The 15,511-nt window shown below is 55.3% G+C and carries 17 protein-coding genes; 7 read left to right on the top strand and 10 right to left on the bottom strand.

Annotated elements, in window-relative coordinates; all coding sequences use genetic code 11:
- Positions 1-26 precede the first annotated feature (26 nt).
- From mnmE to ACYVHC_RS01655, 4 genes are all read right to left on the bottom strand, one after another.
- Complete coding sequence (gene mnmE / locus ACYVHC_RS01670) at positions 27-1,418, bottom strand: tRNA modification GTPase (RefSeq protein WP_460611919.1); 1,392 nt, start codon at positions 1,416-1,418, stop codon at positions 27-29.
- A 134-nt stretch (positions 1,419-1,552) separates the two neighbouring features.
- Positions 1,553-2,212, bottom strand: coding sequence for a metal-dependent transcriptional regulator (locus ACYVHC_RS01665; protein ID WP_460611918.1), 660 nt, complete (start codon positions 2,210-2,212; stop codon positions 1,553-1,555).
- A gap of 136 nt (positions 2,213-2,348) precedes the next feature.
- Entirely contained in the window at positions 2,349-3,344 is a 996-nt protein-coding gene (locus ACYVHC_RS01660; RefSeq protein WP_460611917.1) for a 3-oxoacyl-ACP synthase III family protein, read from the bottom strand.
- Positions 3,345-3,459: 115 nt separating this feature from the next.
- Positions 3,460-4,614, bottom strand: a complete 1,155-nt coding sequence (locus tag ACYVHC_RS01655; RefSeq protein WP_460611916.1) for a glycosyltransferase family protein — start codon at positions 4,612-4,614, stop codon at positions 3,460-3,462.
- Positions 4,615-4,744: 130 nt separating this feature from the next.
- Here ACYVHC_RS01655 and ACYVHC_RS01650 point away from each other — a divergent pair, with 130 nt between their 5' ends.
- Complete coding sequence (locus ACYVHC_RS01650) at positions 4,745-5,566, top strand: 2,3,4,5-tetrahydropyridine-2,6-dicarboxylate N-succinyltransferase (protein ID WP_460611915.1); 822 nt, start codon at positions 4,745-4,747, stop codon at positions 5,564-5,566.
- 160 nt (positions 5,567-5,726) lie between these two features.
- Positions 5,727-6,533: a hypothetical protein gene (locus ACYVHC_RS01645; RefSeq protein WP_460611914.1), complete on the top strand. Its 807-nt coding sequence runs from the start codon at positions 5,727-5,729 to the stop codon at positions 6,531-6,533.
- A gap of 68 nt (positions 6,534-6,601) precedes the next feature.
- Here ACYVHC_RS01645 and msrA read toward each other — a convergent pair whose 3' ends face one another.
- Both msrA and ACYVHC_RS01635 read right to left on the bottom strand, forming a co-directional pair.
- Complete coding sequence (gene msrA, locus ACYVHC_RS01640; protein ID WP_460613120.1) at positions 6,602-7,147, bottom strand: peptide-methionine (S)-S-oxide reductase; 546 nt, start codon at positions 7,145-7,147, stop codon at positions 6,602-6,604.
- A gap of 247 nt (positions 7,148-7,394) precedes the next feature.
- Positions 7,395-8,285, bottom strand: a complete 891-nt coding sequence (locus tag ACYVHC_RS01635) for a 3-hydroxyacyl-CoA dehydrogenase family protein (RefSeq protein WP_460611913.1) — start codon at positions 8,283-8,285, stop codon at positions 7,395-7,397.
- A gap of 348 nt (positions 8,286-8,633) precedes the next feature.
- Here ACYVHC_RS01635 and ACYVHC_RS01630 point away from each other — a divergent pair, with 348 nt between their 5' ends.
- Complete coding sequence (locus tag ACYVHC_RS01630; RefSeq protein ID WP_460611912.1) at positions 8,634-8,804, top strand: lmo0937 family membrane protein; 171 nt, start codon at positions 8,634-8,636, stop codon at positions 8,802-8,804.
- Positions 8,805-8,904: 100 nt separating this feature from the next.
- Here the strand turns inward: ACYVHC_RS01630 and ACYVHC_RS01625 are convergent, their stop codons facing one another.
- On the bottom strand, positions 8,905-9,666 hold the full coding sequence (locus tag ACYVHC_RS01625; RefSeq protein WP_460611911.1) for a hypothetical protein: 762 nt from the start codon (positions 9,664-9,666) through the stop codon (positions 8,905-8,907).
- An 18-nt stretch (positions 9,667-9,684) separates the two neighbouring features.
- Positions 9,685-11,307: an ABC-F family ATP-binding cassette domain-containing protein gene (locus tag ACYVHC_RS01620; RefSeq protein WP_460611910.1), complete on the bottom strand. Its 1,623-nt coding sequence runs from the start codon at positions 11,305-11,307 to the stop codon at positions 9,685-9,687.
- 289 nt (positions 11,308-11,596) lie between these two features.
- Here ACYVHC_RS01620 and ACYVHC_RS01615 point away from each other — a divergent pair, with 289 nt between their 5' ends.
- A complete protein-coding gene (locus tag ACYVHC_RS01615; protein WP_460611909.1) occupies positions 11,597-12,070 on the top strand; it encodes a DUF4199 domain-containing protein in 474 nt (157 codons plus the stop codon).
- A 265-nt stretch (positions 12,071-12,335) separates the two neighbouring features.
- Positions 12,336-12,740 (top strand): hypothetical protein, encoded by a 405-nt coding sequence (locus ACYVHC_RS01610; protein ID WP_460611908.1) that lies wholly within the window; start codon positions 12,336-12,338, stop codon positions 12,738-12,740.
- Positions 12,741-12,883: 143 nt separating this feature from the next.
- Here ACYVHC_RS01610 and ACYVHC_RS01605 read toward each other — a convergent pair whose 3' ends face one another.
- Positions 12,884-13,288 carry a hypothetical protein gene (locus tag ACYVHC_RS01605; RefSeq protein WP_460611907.1) on the bottom strand — a complete coding sequence of 135 codons (405 nt, stop codon included), beginning with the start codon at positions 13,286-13,288 and terminating at the stop codon, positions 12,884-12,886.
- A gap of 114 nt (positions 13,289-13,402) precedes the next feature.
- On the opposite strand from ACYVHC_RS01605, the gene ACYVHC_RS01600 reads away from it, so the two are divergent.
- Positions 13,403-14,194: a murein L,D-transpeptidase catalytic domain family protein gene (locus ACYVHC_RS01600; RefSeq protein WP_460611906.1), complete on the top strand. Its 792-nt coding sequence runs from the start codon at positions 13,403-13,405 to the stop codon at positions 14,192-14,194.
- Positions 14,195-14,277: 83 nt separating this feature from the next.
- Here ACYVHC_RS01600 and ACYVHC_RS01595 read toward each other — a convergent pair whose 3' ends face one another.
- Positions 14,278-14,472, bottom strand: a complete 195-nt coding sequence (locus ACYVHC_RS01595) for a hypothetical protein (protein ID WP_188558592.1) — start codon at positions 14,470-14,472, stop codon at positions 14,278-14,280.
- Positions 14,473-14,661: 189 nt separating this feature from the next.
- Between ACYVHC_RS01595 and ACYVHC_RS01590 the strand changes: the two genes are divergently transcribed.
- Positions 14,662-15,471: a M48 family metalloprotease gene (locus ACYVHC_RS01590; protein WP_460611905.1), complete on the top strand. Its 810-nt coding sequence runs from the start codon at positions 14,662-14,664 to the stop codon at positions 15,469-15,471.
- The last annotated feature ends 40 nt before the right edge of the window (positions 15,472-15,511 follow it).

Here is a 15,511-nt window from a genome sequence, read left to right as displayed (position 1 = left end):
TAGTGTCGAGCTCAGAAGGCGCTATGCTACTTGCCGATGCAGAACTGGGTGAAGATGCTAGTGAGCAGGTCGTCGTTGCTTATCTCGCCCGTTATTTCGCCCAGTGCTGCCAGCGCATGGCGCAGGTCGGCAGCCAGCAGCTCGGTGCCAGCGCCGGCAGCCAGCCCGTGCACTACGGCATCCAGATGCAAGGTTGCCTGCTCCAGGCTGCGGGCGTGGCGCACGTTGGTGACTATCGTGCTGGCACCAGTGTAATCGAGGCCTTCGCCCCGGACCCGGCCTAGTAGCAGCTCGCGCAACTCATCTAGCCCGTCGCCTCGGGAAGCGGCAATCAGTACTGTATCGGGGCGCCCGCGGAAGGCTTCCTGCTCGGGGTCAGTGGCTACATCTAGCTTATTGCCGACGGCTAGTACCGAGGTACCCATGGGTGCCTTCAACGCTTTAATTTCTGCTTCAAGTTGCATAGGGGTAGTGCTCGTAATATCAAACAGATATACCACGATAGAAGCCTGCTGAACCCGCTTCATGGTTCGCTCTACACCCATGGCTTCTACCACATCAGAGGTGTCGCGTAGGCCAGCCGTATCTACAAACCGGAACCGGATGCCATCTACGTTTACCTCGTCTTCAATCAGGTCGCGGGTGGTGCCGGCAATGTCTGAAACGATGGCGCGCTCCTCGTTCAGCAGAGCATTGAGCAAAGTGCTTTTGCCGGCGTTGGGTCGGCCGGCTATGACGGTAGTTACGCCATGCTTGATGACATTGCCCAGCTCAAAGGAGCGAAGCAGTCGGCGGACTAGCGTTTGAACTTCCTGTAGCAGGGTTACTAGCCCCGTGCGGTCGGCAAACTCCACGTCTTCTTCGCCAAAGTCGAGCTCTAGTTCCAGCAAGGCGGCAAACTGTACCAAGCGCCCGCGCAGGTCTTTCAGCTCCTGCGAAAAACCGCCGCGCATCTGGCGCATGGCTACCTGGTGCGATAAGGCGGAGTCGGAGGCAATCAGGTCGGCCACGGCTTCGGCCTGAGCCAAGTCGAAGGCACCATTGAGAAAGGCCCGCTTCGTAAACTCGCCGGCTTCTGCTAGGCGGGCACCTCGGCGGGTAAAGAGGGCTAGTAGCTCCCGCACAATGTAGTCGGAGCCGTGAGCGCTGATTTCCACTACGTCCTCGCGGGTGTAGGAGTGCGGCGTGCGGAACAGCGAAACCACCACCTCATCAATGATTCGCTCACCATCCCGGATAGTACCAAAATGAAGCGTGTGGCTGGCCTGGTCGCGGAGGCGTTTACCGGCAAAGGCTTCATCGGTGAGCCGGATAGCATCGGGGCCGGAAAGACGAACCAGCGCAATGGCACCCGAGCCGGGTGGTGTGGACAGGGCCACAATGGTATCTGAAAGCGAAAGAGGAAGGGCAGCGGCCACGGCGAACGAAATGGTTTCGTTTGCAAAGGTAGGCGTTCAGCCGCGGTATGTATTGCTAGAAACCAGCAAAGGCGCGCCAGGAGGCAAGGCTAAATTTCAGGCAGTTCGAGCAGGCCAAGTACCTAGTAAACTACCTATCCCGTCACGAATAAATTACGACTTACTTCCGATGAAATAAGGTATTTGTTGGCCTGGTTTATTCTGATTTCAAGTGAATTATCGAATACTATCTTATCCAGTACTTCAATATGCGTGCCTAGGTTCAGCCCTACCTTGTCCAGGTACTGCAGAAAGGGAACTGACGTGTTTTTGACGGCTACTACTACGCCCTGGTCACCGGGGCGAAGGTCGGCGAGGAGGCGGTGCTGGGGGCGATGCAGGATGCCTTCGGCCGTGGGGATAGGGTCGCCGTGGGGATCAAACTGTGGGCAGCCCAAGAACTCATCGAGGCGTTGCACGAGCAAGTCAGAATCAATGTGCTCCATCTGCTCGGCTACGTCATGCACTTCATCCCAAGTAAAGCCCAACTGCTGCACCAGGAATACTTCCCAGAGGCGATGCTTGCGGATGGTGAGCAGGGCCAGGCGCTTGCCTTCGGCCGTGAGCGTAACGCCCCGGTAGCGGGTGTAATGTAGCAGGCCTTTTTCGCCGAGGCGGCGCAACATATCCGTTACGGAAGCGGCCCGCGTTTGCAGGGCTTCCGCCACGCTGTTGGTGCTAACCTCGGTGCCGGGTTGGGCCTCCGCTAGCTTATAAATGGCTTTCAGGTAGTTTTCCTCGGTGTAGCTGGGCACGCGGGTAGGGCTTCGGGGCAGAGGTGTTGAAGGAGCGAAGATGCACGATTTTGCAAAAAGCGCGGCCGGTACATATTACCGGCCGCGCTTCTTACAGGTTGGAGCGTAGGAGCACCCTAGTAAAGGGGCGCCGCTGCTACCACTTAATCAGGGCCGAAGCCCAGGTAAAGCCGGAGCCGAACGCGGCCAGGCACACCAGGTCGCCGCGCTTGATGCGGCCTTCCTGTACGGCTTCGCTTAAGGCAATCGGAACCGAAGCGGCCGTGGTGTTGCCGTAGCGCTGAATGTTGCTGAAGATCTTGTCGTCGGAGAGGCCCATCTTCTGCTGCACGTACTGCGTGATGCGTAGGTTAGCTTGGTGCGGAATCAGCATATCCAGGTCCTGGGGCTGGTAGCCGTTCTTATCGAGCGCCTCTTTGATAACCTGCGGGAACCGCACCACAGCGTGCTTGAACACGTTCTGGCCGTTCATGTACGGGTACATTTCCAGTTCATTGGCCACCACATAGTCCACGCGGTTGTTGCGGTTAGAGCCGGGCTCTTTCACAATGAGTTCCTCGGCGTGCTCGCCCTGGGAGTGTAGGTGCGTGCTCAGGATGCCGTGGTCCGGGCGTGTGCTGGGCCGCAGAACTACGGCGCCGGCACCATCGCCAAAAATCACCGAAACGCCGCGGCCGCGGGTGCTGATGTCGAGGCCGGATGAGTGGATTTCGGAGCCCACTACCAGCACGGTATCATACATGCCCGTCTTGATGAACTGATCGGCCATGGACAGGGCGTACACGAAGCCCGAGCACTGGTTGCGCACATCAAACGCCGGAATCGGGTCTTTGATGCCTAGTTCGCGCTGCAACAGTACGCCGGAGCCGGGAAAGAAGTAGTCGGGCGACAACGTAGCAAACACAATCATTTGCACATCGTCGGGCGTGAGGCCGGCCATTTCTAGGGCCTTGCGCGAGGCGTTGGCGCCCATATTGGCCGTGGTGTCTTTGCCTTCCTCAAACCAGCGACGCTCCCGGATGCCGGTGCGTTCCTGAATCCACTCGTCGGTGGTTTCCATGAGGGTAGTGAGGTCGGCGTTGGTGACCACGCGGGCAGGCACATAGTGGCCTACACCCGCAATTTCAGACATTCGGAGAGTAGAGTTCATCAATGGGGGAATTTGCGGAGCAAGTAGGTCAGAGAATCTGAGCCCAAGGTAGAAAAAAACAGACCCAGCCCCGTAAACGGCCTGCAAAGGTCGGCAGTTACTTAATAGAATCTAGTAGCTGGTGCAATTTTTCGGCTTCAGTAGCCCAAAGCGCTTCCGGCGGAGTGCCTCGCGGGTAATACGGGCGCTCCGCCAGCATGGCTGCCAGCGTGCCAGCGGGCGGGTACTCGGGCTGCTGAAAGTCAAGGACAATGCCGGCCTGGTGGAGTTGCACGAGCGGTTGCCACAAGGGGTTTGGCGGTAGCACCAGGGGTAGGCCGTTGGCTAGGTACTCAAACAGCTTGGTTGGAATACAGCGGGCGGTGCTCGGGTGCGGCTGATACGGCAGCAACCCCAAATGGCTACGGTGCATTTCCGCCACTACCCGTGCATGCGGCACCAACTGTTGGCCCCCCATCAGGGTTACAAGGCTTGGCATATCGGCTACGGCAGCCTCCAGGCGCGGGAGCAACCCCGGCTGCTGGCAGGCTCCAATGATGGTCAGGTGTACCAAGGGCCAGGCTTCTTGCAGGTGCCGGGCAAATCGAATAGCTTCCCACACGCCGTTCAGCTCCGAGATAGTGCCGGAATACAACAGCCGAAGGGGCTCTGAGGTACTAGGGAGCTGCCGCGGCCAAACCGGTGTCGCCTCCTCCGGAGTAGTTGGCTGGTATTTGTTCTCAAGTATCAACGTGCGGTGGGGCTCAGCAAAGGGCAATTCCTCGGCGTAGCTGCGCTCGGCCAGTATAATGGCGATAGCGCGCCGGGCCGCCAGGGTTTCTAGTCCGCGCACCAGCCTTGCCAGCACGTTGCGTGCCCAGCCCGGGTACACCTGCTGCGTCTGGATGTTAAGGGCATAATTCTCCCGCACATCATACACAAAGCGCCGGCTAGGTCCCAGTACACTCCAAAGCGCCGTAAGGGGTAGCAGCTCGGGCGCATGTACAAACACTAGGTTAGGCCTTAGCTTACGCAGCAATTGCCAGTACGTCCATTGTGCCTTCACGCGGGCAAAGCTTAGGCGGGAGCCAGCCAGCAGGGCATGCGTCCGCAAATTGTCTGGCAAGCCTGACGGCGTAGGAGCAAGGCGGCCCGCCACGTGTACCTGGGTGCCCGCCCGGCTGGCCAGCGTGCGCCCAAACTTGCCCAGCATGCGGGTGTCATCGAGCGGTTTGAGCACGGAGGCCAGTAAAATGGTCAGGGAAGGCGGCATATTGCCTGCGAAGATGGTAAGTTTGCTTGTTAGTTGTCGGCGGAGAAGCCCTGAATGATGCCTTACGTATCCGGTTCACGGACTTCCGGTGCGGGCAACCAACCTTACATCACCTGACACCCAGATTGAAATGTCTGAACTCCAAACCCTGATTGAGGCTGCCTGGAACGACCGGAGCCTATTGCAGCAAGTCGCCACTACGGAGGCTATCCAGCACGTAATTGAAGAACTAGATAAAGGCCGTCTGCGTGTGGCTCAGCCCGGCGCAGAGGGTGCCGAATGGCAGGTGAATGACTGGGTAAAGAAAGCTGTTATCCTGTATTTCCCCATCCGCCAGATGGAAACTATTGAGGTAGGCCCCTTTGAGTTCCGCGACAAAATGCGCCTCAAAACCAACTACGAGCAGCAGGGCGTGCGCGTAGTTCCGCCCGCCGTAGCGCGCTATGGCGCATATCTGGCTCCTGGCGTTATCATGATGCCCAGCTACGTGAACATTGGCGCCTGGGTAGGCGAGGGAACCATGGTAGATACCTGGGCTACCGTAGGCTCGTGCGCGCAAATTGGGGCCGGTGTGCACCTGAGCGGCGGCGTGGGCATTGGTGGCGTGCTGGAGCCCGTACAGGCAGCACCCGTAATTGTGGAAGATGGCGCCTTTGTAGGTTCCCGCAGCATTTTGGTAGAAGGCTGCTTTGTGGGCAAGGAAGCCGTTATCGGGGCAGGCGTGACCATCACGGGCAGCACGCGCATTATCGACGTAACGGGCCCAGAGCCGAAGGAGTACCGGGGCTACGTACCGGCGCGCTCCGTCGTGATTCCGGGCAGTCTGCCCAAGCAGTTTCCGGCCGGTGAGTACCACGTGCCCTGCGCCCTGATTATCGGTCAGCGCAAGCCCAGCACCGACCTGAAAACGTCGCTCAATGACGCGCTGCGCGAGCACAACGTGGCTGTGTAATAAAACGGTGGCATAACGCGCTGAAAAGCCTGTAGTTACTGCTGGCTCTGGAAGAACCCTGCGCCCTTTACGCCAGGGTTCTTTTTTTCCACGACCAGATGCAGGATATTGCACTGCGGTGCGTAATTCACTCACCCAAGTTCCCCCGATTCTTTTCTTGATGAGTACCTTCAGAACAGTAGTGTCCGCGGCCCAGGCCCGCGACGAAGTGCGCGACTTTGTAGCCCAGGAATTAGGCATTGAACCCGAGGTGGTGCAAACGCGCGTTGCCTTTAATCGCGAGCTGCCTTGGGTAGATGGCCAAAAGCGCCCCTGCTTTCTGGTGGAGTGGGCCGAGCCCAACGGCCGCGACGGGGTAGCCATTGCCGGCCCGTATACCCATAATTTCTTTGAGTTTACCCGGGAGCAGGCCTACCAGCTAGGCGCCCAGAATGCCTGGCGCCAGCAGCTGTTGAACCTATATGCCGGTTGCGAGCTGGTTGTACATGCCAGCCTTACGCAGTCCTTCACGGATGTTCCGGACCCTACGCGCCTGGCCATCATCAAGCAAACGCTGGAGGAGCGCTCCAACTGGCGCGTAGGCGTAAACGTTTCGTTGCGTGATTTCCTGCGCCTGGGCACCGATGAGTACTATGTATTTAACGGCAGCTGGGTCTGGAACCCTAACTTCCGCTACTCACACCTGAAAGGCTTCGTTCCATACGGCGAGAAAACCCTGATGGAGCTGCCCAAAGGTGAATTTATCCCGGTGAAGTCGCACTCCCCGTTTGAGGCAATTCCGCCGGTAGGCGAAGACGGCGCTTATCCGGGCGAGCTGGTCAGCTTCATCATTGTGAAGAACAACCAGATTCTGGAAACCCGCGGCCTCGACCTGTACGCCCGTACCCTGATGAACCAGGTGGCCATGTTCTATGCCCTCGGCCGCGACCATGGTCCGTTCCAGATTGATTTGGTAGAGCAGCAATAAGCGTTCAGCAATAAAATAAAAAAGCCCGCCTCAACATTGTTGGGGCGGGCTTTTGCGAGCTCAGGGGCCTAGTGAACTTTGGCCTCAGCTTTCAGCTTGTCGGCAAAAACCTGCCGCACCTTATCTACTTTGGGCTTCACCACAAATTGGCAGTAAGGCTGCTGGCTGTTCAGTTTGTAATAGTTCTGGTGATAGTTTTCGGCGGCATAGAACGTGCCTAGGGGCGAGATTTCCGTCACGATGGGGTTCGGAAAAGCCTGCGCTTCATTAAGCTTCTTCTTGTACTCCTCCGAAAGGCGCTTCTGCTCGTCGTTGTGGTAGTAGATGGCCGAGCGGTATTGCGTGCCGGTATCAGCGCCCTGGCGGTTAAGAGTAGTGGGGTCGTGGGTTTTCCAGAACACCTCCAGCAATTCCTCAAAGCTGATTTTGCTAGGGTCGTACGTTATCTGAGCCACCTCAGCGTGGCCCGTCAGGCCGCTGCATACTTCCTTATAGGTAGGGTTGGCGATGCGTCCGCCGGTATAGCCGGATACAACTTTCTCGACGCCGTTCAGGTCCTGAAAAACAGCCTCGACGCACCAGAAGCAGCCGGCTCCAAATGTTGCCTGTTCCATTCGTTGGGTTTTCGTAGTAGATGGTGTGGTAATAGCACGTTGTGCGGTTGCGGCATTCAGCAGGCCTAGCAACAACAGAGCGGTAAATACTGCTCGTATCATACGTCTAAAAGGAATTTCAGGCCTGAAAAGTTTAGCAAATACGGCCGAGCTGCTATTAAAACAACCGACCTTCCCGCCCGAGGGCAGAAAGGTCGGGTAAGTGTTTGCTAGGGTGATGTTTACGTGAACCCCCCCTGCGGAAAGGCTACTTCCGGAAACGCTCAGCCAGCACCAGCTCTTTGGTGCCGTGGGTCCAGGAGTAGAAGCCTTCGCCTGATTTTACCCCTAGGCGGCCGGCTGTTACCATGTTTACCAGTAGGGGGCAAGGCGCATATTTCGGGTTGCCCAAGCCGTCGTGCAGTACCCGCAGAATGGCCAGGCACACATCCAGCCCAATAAAGTCGGCCAGCTGCAGCGGGCCCATTGGGTGCGCCATGCCCAGCTTCATCACAGTATCAATTTCCTCTACGCCCGCTACCCCTTCAAACAGGCTGTAAATGGCCTCATTGATCATGGGCATCAGAATGCGGTTGGCCACGAAACCGGGGTAGTCGTTTACCTCCGTAGGCGTTTTGCCAAGCTCCCGCGACAACTCCATCACGCGCTGGGTCACCTCATCAGAAGTAGCATAGCCCCGGATAACCTCTACCAGTTTCATTACGGGCACCGGATTCATAAAGTGCATGCCTATCACCTGCGCTGGGCGCTTCGTAACGGCCGCAATCTTCGTGATGGAGATAGAGGAGGTGTTGGAAGCCAGAATGGCTTGTGCGGGCGCGTGCTGATCCAGCTCCCGGAAGATGTTCAGCTTCAGGTCGACGTTCTCTGTAGCGGCTTCCACCACCAAGTCGGCGTTCTGTACACCCTCGGCAATGCTGGTATAGGTAGTCAGCCGACCTAGCGTGGCAGTTTTATCATCCTCCGTGAGCGAACCTTTTGCTACCTGGCGGTCTAGGTTTTTGCCAATGGTGGCTAAGCCTTTGTCAAGGGCAGGTTGATTAATATCGATGAGAGCAACGGAGAAACCGTGCTGGGCAAATACGTGAGCAATGCCATTGCCCATCGTGCCCGAGCCAATAACGGCGACGTTCAGCATGAAAAAAACAGAGAAGTGGGTGGGAAGAAATAGGAGCAGGCCAGGCTGCCGTGCAAAGCTAAGCTGAAACAACGGGCCACCCAATGGAAGATTTTAAGGATTAGAGTATTGCTATACAAGATTTTTTTTAGAAAGTAAAAATGGATTTGCAGTGCGCTAGGGCATTTTTTAGGCTAAAGCTTCTTGCAGAATTAAAAAAATGTGAACAGGCTATAAACCTTTTGGGGGAAGCCCCGCGTACAAAACCGCAGATTGGCTGCTCAACTACTCTTCACCCACTAGCTGCAGCAGCCACAAAAAACTCTCCCTAACCATTCACCAACTCTCTCCTCCTTACTTCTTACAACCATGGGAAATCTGCTGTATATCATCGCTGTCATTCTGATCATCATTTGGGCACTGGGCTTCTTTGGTGTTTTGGGCACCGGCCTCGCTAACAATGGTCTGATTCACATCTTGCTGGTTATTGCTATCATCGCCATTCTGCTGCGTGTTATTCGCGGCGGTCGGGTAGTCTAGCTAGCCCCGCATTCCACACGGATAGTGGAATAATTGAGTCCAAAAAACACAAAAAAACCGGCTCCGAAAGGGCCGGTTTTTTTGTGTTTTGTCCGTAAGGTTATTTCAAATCAAACAGGAAGCTAAACCGAATTACTGGTTGCCCATAAATGTCTTTAAAGCCGTCGTTGAAGTTATAGAGCACTACAATGTCAGCGGCGGCCCGATCCCCGATTGGTTGCCGGTAGCCAACTCCAGCCAGCGGGGTGCGCACCGTAATTTTGCCGGGAAACAAGGTGCCTGTGCTCGGGTCCTGATACAGCACTTCGGCCTTGGTTACTTCGTACTCGCCGTGCAGGAAGAACTGGTTAAACACGATAAACTGCGCAAAAGCTTTCAGCCCAATGCTATTGGTGTTTACGCTACCGGAGCCGCGCAACGAGTAGTTGTTGTAGGCGTACGAAATGCCCGGACCAATGGCAAACCGCTTGCTTACCCGATAGCCGATGGCCGGCGCAATACTGGCGCTGAACTGGCTGTACCCATACAAGCTACTGAAGCCTAAACCAAAATTGCTGTATAGGAAGTACCGCCGCAACGGAGGTTCCGGGGCCGCCACGCCGGGGCGCTGGGGTAGCTCCAGGCCCGATGGGCGGTTTGGGTCGTAAGGCTCCCTAGAGGCCGGCGTTTGCTCGGGGGTAGTTGGTGCCGGCTGATAGACTGGCGGCGGAGCCGGAGCCGTTGGGGCTGGTGCAGAGCCCGGAGGCGCCGTGTTCAGCTGCGGTTTTACGGTGCGCGTGGTGTCCGTTACCTGGCCCAAAACGGTAGGGGCCAACCCAAGGCTGGCCCCACTTAAAAGCGTTAAGAACAGAAGTCGTTTCATATCTCCGCTTGAACGTGATTATGAGACCAACTGATACATGCGTTGGCGCTGAGCCTTAATGTTTTCGTCAGCCAGATACTCTTCGTAGCTCATGCGGCGGTCAATAATACCGTCGGGCGTAAGCTCGATAATGCGGTTGGCTACGGTTTCCACTACCTGTAAGTCGTGGGAGGCAAACAGCAGCGTGCCATTGAATTCCTGCAGGGAGTTGTTCAGGGCCGTGATGCTTTCCAAATCCAGGTGGTTAGTGGGGTCATTCAGCACGAGCACGTTGCCGCCTTCCATCATCATCTTCGAGAGCATGCAGCGCACTTTCTCACCTCCGCTCAGTACGTTCGACTTCTTCTGCGACTCTTCGCCTGAGAACAGCATACGGCCCAGGAAACCCCGAATAAACGACTCGTCTTTTTCGGTGCTATACTGCCGGAGCCAATCCACTAGGTTCAGGTCCGTGTCGAAGAACTCGGTGTTTTCCTTCGGGAAGTAGCTGGGCGTGATGGTCGTGCCCCACTTGAAATCCCCGGTATCTGCCTTGGTCTCGTTGAACAGAATATCAAATAGGAGGGAGGCAGCCCGGTCGTCGCGGCTGATGATGGCTACCTTATCCTTCTTATCGAGGGCAAAGGAAACGTTGCGGAATACCGTGTGCCCATCTACTGATTTGCTCAGGTTCTCGACGGTCAGGAGCTGGTTGCCTGCCTCGCGCTCTGGCTTGAAGGCGATGTAGGGGTACTTGCGCGAGCTTGGCTTGATTTCTTCTAGCGTGAGCTTTTGGAGCAGCTTCTGGCGCGACGTAGCCTGCTTGGATTTGGAGGCGTTGGCCGAGAAGCGACGAACAAATTCTTCCAGTTCTTTGCGCTTATCCTCGGTCTTTTTGTTCACCTCCTGGCGCTGGCGCAAAGCCAGCTGCGACGACTCGTACCAGAAGGAGTAGTTGCCTGGGTACATCGTGATTTTCGAGAAGTCCAAGTCAGCCATGTAGTTACACACCGCATCCAGGAAGTGACGGTCGTGGCTTACCACAATAACCGTATTCTGGAATGAGTCGAGAAAGTTCTCAAGCCACAGTACCGTTTCGGCGTCGAGGCCGTTGGTTGGTTCGTCCAGCAGCAGTACATCGGGGTTACCGAATAGTGCCTGAGCGAGCAGCACACGTACTTTGTCGGAGGTACCCAGGTCGCCCATCAGGGTGTTGTGCTTGTCCTCGGCAATGCCCAGGCCAGAGAGCAGTTCAGCAGCTTCGTACTCGGCGTTCCAGCCTTCCAGATCAGCAAACTCACCCTCCAGCGCCGCGGCCCGCTCGCCATCTTCATCCGAGAAATCGGCTTTAGCGTAAAGCGCGTCTTTTTCCTCCATTACCTTCCACAGGCGCGTATGGCCCATAATTACGGTCTGAAGTACCGGGAAGGCATCAGCCGCAAATTGGTCCTGCTTCAGCACCGAAAGGCGGGCGCCTTTGGGCATATCCACCGAGCCGGTATTGGGCTCAATCTCACCCGAAAGAATCTTCAAGAAGGTGGACTTACCTGCCCCGTTGGCCCCAATGAGGCCATACACGTTGCCGGGCATGAATTTGATGGTAACGTCTTCAAACAAAATGCGCTTGCCGTAGCGCAGGCTTACGTTGGAGGTGCTGATCATATCAAAAAAGTGCGGAGAAACTCAGAAATGGCCCTAACAGAAGGCTGTGGCGCACAAAAATAGGCAAAATGCCTCGGCCTGCCGGAATATCCGGAGCCGGATGTGCCCGTTGTTAAAAAAAAGCTTCGCAAAACCACAACAACCTGCCCGACAATACGGTATAAAAAACACAGGTTACGGTTGGGCATAAGGCAGTAGCGCACCTGAAACAGATGCCACTCCCTACGTAGTTCCCGGCTAACGATGGCCTTTTGGTTTTCTCCCTCACATTTAAGCAGAGTCTCTATTTATGGCTGCATCACGGATTACGCCTGAAACAAATGGTATTCGATATGGTCTGTTCACGGCCGTAGGAATGATAGTGTACTTCATAGTAGCTTCTCTTTTCGGGTTAGCTGAGCGCATTGAGTTCAGCTTCCTGAATGCAGTTATCCTGGCCGTGGGTGTCTGCATGGCCATCGTAAATTATAAGCGCTACCGCAACGACCGTATGCCGTATTTACATGGGTTTGGTACGGGTATTATCACGGCTATTGTGGCATCTGTTGTATTTGCCTTCTTCTTTATTTTATATGCTGGCGTCATAAACCGACACATTATGGATGGCATCCGGGCCGCTGACCTGTTTGGGTTTGATCTGTCCGTTACTATTGCCTTTTTGGCCATCATCCTGCAAGGCGCTATGTCCGGCGTTATCATTTCGCTGATAGCTATGCAGTACTACAAGAGTCCCGACCACAAACCCATGACGGGAGTGGAATAACAATAGCATCCTTCCTTCTGAAAAAGCCGGCCTTTCCAGCCGGCTTTTTTTGTAGCCTATCTACTGGAATAGTTATAAGAAATATACATAACTATTTCTATATAAAATTTAACAAATAAAATTAAACCCTATTGCATCTATGATTCTTGCCATATATATTTGTACAAATAGTAGTGGAGTTTAAAGGAATTATTTGCCTTCCATAAAGGTTTAATCCCTACTAGCTCCTAACACTTAGGACAAGTACGCCTTTGGTTCTTTTTGTATGAAAACGTTGATTTTTACCCTCTTACTGTTGGCCGGTTTCAGCTCTTCTGCGCTTGCCCAAATGAAGGATCGGTACTCAGAACGTCCTGGTTACGGAGACCCTACCCATGCGCGGGTAGAGGAAGTGACTCGGATGATGAACAAGCAGCTACGGCTGAACGAGGCGCAATACATTCAGCTGCGGGCCGTCAATAAAATTAAAATTGCCCGCGCTGATGAAATTCAGTGGGAATTTTATGACAACCCAAGCCTGCGTAGCGCTAAACTGGCCGAACTGGAAGCACAATATGAGCAGGAGTGCAGCCGCATCCTGACCCCTTCGCAGCTAAGTTTGCTGCGAGACGAGCAAAAGCGCGAGGTAGTACCCGTGCCCACTGATGGCAATGAGGGAGGGCTAGGGTAGTACCCAAGACCCAACCTAGTAAAAAGGCCGACCCAGCTACTGGGTCGGCCTTTTTTATTGTCAAGCAGGTACATCTGCCAGCAAAATGTGGCCTAAGCCCGAAGCGCCGACAAGTAATTACTGTATTAAACACTAGATAAATTCTATTTATCTATCACAGGCAAAATTACCTCCGTGACTGTACCCGTTGCGCCACTGCGCAGGGTTACCCGGTAGCGGGCTGAACGCGGATGCCCTGCTACGCACTGCATACCGGACGCCACATAGTAGATATACACCTTATCGCTCTGCTCACCCAGTTCTTCCTCATCCGGGTGGCCCATTAGTTTCGTAATATCATTGATACGGGCTCCGTACAGCTCCTGGCGGTGTTTTTCCAGAACGGGTAACAAGGTTAGGCGCCGGTTCTGGCAGCCATACGGATCAGAGCGCCATACCTCAGAGTCAAAGCCGGGTAGGGAAGTAAGCGAGTGGCCGCAGCCTCCCAAAGCCAAGGCCAGGCTAGCACAAAGCGAGAATTTCAGGAGGGAGAGAGGAACGGTTTGCAAGGATGAAAAGTTAAGTACCCCAAGAGTAGTTGAAGCAAAAGTACTATTTTTGACTGGCCTTGGCAGAGTTATTGCCACCAGTACTACCCTAAATCGCCCCGACTTGTTTAGCTGATGACGAACGTAACGACTCTCGCAGCCGCGTTGCTTTTTAGCGTGTTTACAGGATTTCTTCCTGCTGAGGCTGCCGCCGGCTCCCCTCCTGCCCCTGTGTTGCTAAGCCTTACGGAACGCGCTCTGTACACAGCCGCTTTCGAGCAGCACGTGGCCCTGACCTATGCGCAGGCTGGTCTCACAGCCTCGGGTTTGCCGCTGCAGGTGTACCGTAAGGCGTTGCTGGGCTTCTACAGCCTGCAGCAGCGTGGCAGAGTGAGCAGCCAAACCCAGACGCTTACTATCGTCGATTTCAGCCGATCCAGCACCCAGAAGCGGCTTTGGGTACTGAATGTAGCTAGTGGCCGCCTGCTGCACCACACATTAGTAGCCCACGGCAAAAACACTGGAAACGAATTTGCTACCTCGTTTTCCAACCGGGAGGGGTCGGAGATGAGCAGCTTGGGATTTTACGTGACCGGGGCTACCTACCAGGGGAAGCATGGCCTTTCACTGAAACTGCACGGGGTAGATGCCGGCTATAACACCAATGCCCTAAGCCGGGCCGTGGTGGTACACGGCGCCGACTACGTAAGCCAGAACTTTATTCAGCAGCATGGCCGGCTGGGTCGCAGCCAGGGTTGCCCTGCACTACCCCTCGCGCAAAGCTCAACCATCATCCGGGCTATAAAAGGCGGAACCGTGCTGTTTGCCAATGGGCCAGCTACTGTTGCCTATCAATCAGACTTACTCAGCCGCGACCCAGCTTTGCTGGCCTTTGCCCAAAGTAAAGGGCTAGTACGGAGCAGCTAAGCCAGTAGCACTACCAAAAAAGCCACGCCCACCCCGAGCAGCTCGGTTGGTGGGCGTGACTTTTACTAGGGAGCTGAAGGGCGTTAAGCCCGGTCGCTGGTGGTTTTTACCAGGTTGATGCCAGCAAAGAAGAAGATCAGGCCAACGAAGAAGGGCACTAGTGAATTCATCTTGCTGAGGCCAAGTCCGCCAATCTGCAGGAAGCCCAGAGCACCAGCTATGATGCCAATGATACCCAGAATGGTTAGGATGCTTCCGAATGTGCGTTTCTGATTCATGACAATGGAAAATTACGGTTGAGGAGAGAGTCCGGGTCTGGGGCTCGGTTGGGATTGGGCTTGATACGTGCACCAAGGGAATTTGGGTTCCGCGGAGGCAGGCAACCCTGGTTGAGTCTTCGCGTTACAAGCGCTAGAGCCACTGAGGCCACATTTTGCCCTTTTCATCTCCCTTTCCCTACCCCAGTCATGCGAGGAAACCTCCGATACATCATTGCCTTGGTGATGGCGGCCTTTGCCTTCATTCCATACTACTGCAACACCCAGAAAAACGAAGTAACCGGCGAAGTTCAGCACGTTGATATGTCGGCTGACCAAGAAATAGCGCTGGGCTTGCAGGCCGCCCCCGAAATGGCCCAGCAATACGGCGGCATCCATCCGGATAAGCAGGCCGGAGCAGCCGTGGAGCGCATTGGCCAGCAGATTGTGCGCAGCACCAAAGTAAGCCAGTCACCTTATAAATTTCAGTTTCACTTGCTGGCCGATGAAAACACCATCAACGCCTTTGCTCTGCCCGGCGGCCAGGTATTTATTACGGCTGGCTTGCTGAAAAACCTGAAAACCGAAGGCCAAGTGGCCGGCGTACTTGCCCACGAAATCGGCCACGTAGTAGGCCGCCACTCAGCTGAGCAAATTGCCAAGTCGCGCCTGACGCAGGGCCTGACGGGCGCTGCTGCAATTGGCCTTTATGACCCGGATCGGCCGGCTACGATGGCTAGCGCTGCCGCCGCCGCCATGGTAGGCAAGCTCCTCACGCTGCGCTATGGCCGCGAAGATGAGCTGGAAGCCGACCGCCTGGCAGTAGACTTCACGCCTGCAGCCGGCTACGACCCTCGCTCCATGATTCAGGTTATGGAGATTCTGGACCGGGAAAATACCGGCAGCAAACCTCCGGAATTCCTGAGCACGCACCCTAACCCTGGCAACCGGATTGAGGAGTTGCAGCGCGACATTGCCGAAGACTTTCCGCAAGGGCTGCCCGCCAACCTCAAGCCCTAGGTGGCCTGTTCTGATACATCTTCGTATAGCCGACTTTAAG

It is taken from the genome of Hymenobacter seoulensis (assembly GCF_054780535.1).
This window is presented reverse-complemented; position numbering and strand designations above follow the sequence as displayed.

Coding starts and splice junctions, on each gene's coding strand:
- ACYVHC_RS01660 (WP_460611917.1), bottom strand. CDS start 3,344: ATGTCTGAAATTGCGGGTGTAGGCCACTATGTGCCTGCCCGCGTGGTC.
- ACYVHC_RS01655 (WP_460611916.1), bottom strand. CDS start 4,614: ATGCCGCCTTCCCTGACCATTTTACTGGCCTCCGTGCTCAAACCGCTC.
- ACYVHC_RS01650 (WP_460611915.1), top strand. CDS start 4,745: ATGTCTGAACTCCAAACCCTGATTGAGGCTGCCTGGAACGACCGGAGC.
- ACYVHC_RS01645 (WP_460611914.1), top strand. CDS start 5,727: ATGAGTACCTTCAGAACAGTAGTGTCCGCGGCCCAGGCCCGCGACGAA.
- msrA (WP_460613120.1), bottom strand. CDS start 7,147: ATGGAACAGGCAACATTTGGAGCCGGCTGCTTCTGGTGCGTCGAGGCT.
- ACYVHC_RS01635 (WP_460611913.1), bottom strand. CDS start 8,285: ATGCTGAACGTCGCCGTTATTGGCTCGGGCACGATGGGCAATGGCATT.
- ACYVHC_RS01630 (WP_460611912.1), top strand. CDS start 8,634: ATGGGAAATCTGCTGTATATCATCGCTGTCATTCTGATCATCATTTGG.
- ACYVHC_RS01625 (WP_460611911.1), bottom strand. CDS start 9,666: ATGAAACGACTTCTGTTCTTAACGCTTTTAAGTGGGGCCAGCCTTGGG.
- ACYVHC_RS01620 (WP_460611910.1), bottom strand. CDS start 11,307: ATGATCAGCACCTCCAACGTAAGCCTGCGCTACGGCAAGCGCATTTTG.
- ACYVHC_RS01615 (WP_460611909.1), top strand. CDS start 11,597: ATGGCTGCATCACGGATTACGCCTGAAACAAATGGTATTCGATATGGT.
- ACYVHC_RS01610 (WP_460611908.1), top strand. CDS start 12,336: ATGAAAACGTTGATTTTTACCCTCTTACTGTTGGCCGGTTTCAGCTCT.
- ACYVHC_RS01600 (WP_460611906.1), top strand. CDS start 13,403: ATGACGAACGTAACGACTCTCGCAGCCGCGTTGCTTTTTAGCGTGTTT.
- ACYVHC_RS01595 (WP_188558592.1), bottom strand. CDS start 14,472: ATGAATCAGAAACGCACATTCGGAAGCATCCTAACCATTCTGGGTATC.
- ACYVHC_RS01590 (WP_460611905.1), top strand. CDS start 14,662: ATGCGAGGAAACCTCCGATACATCATTGCCTTGGTGATGGCGGCCTTT.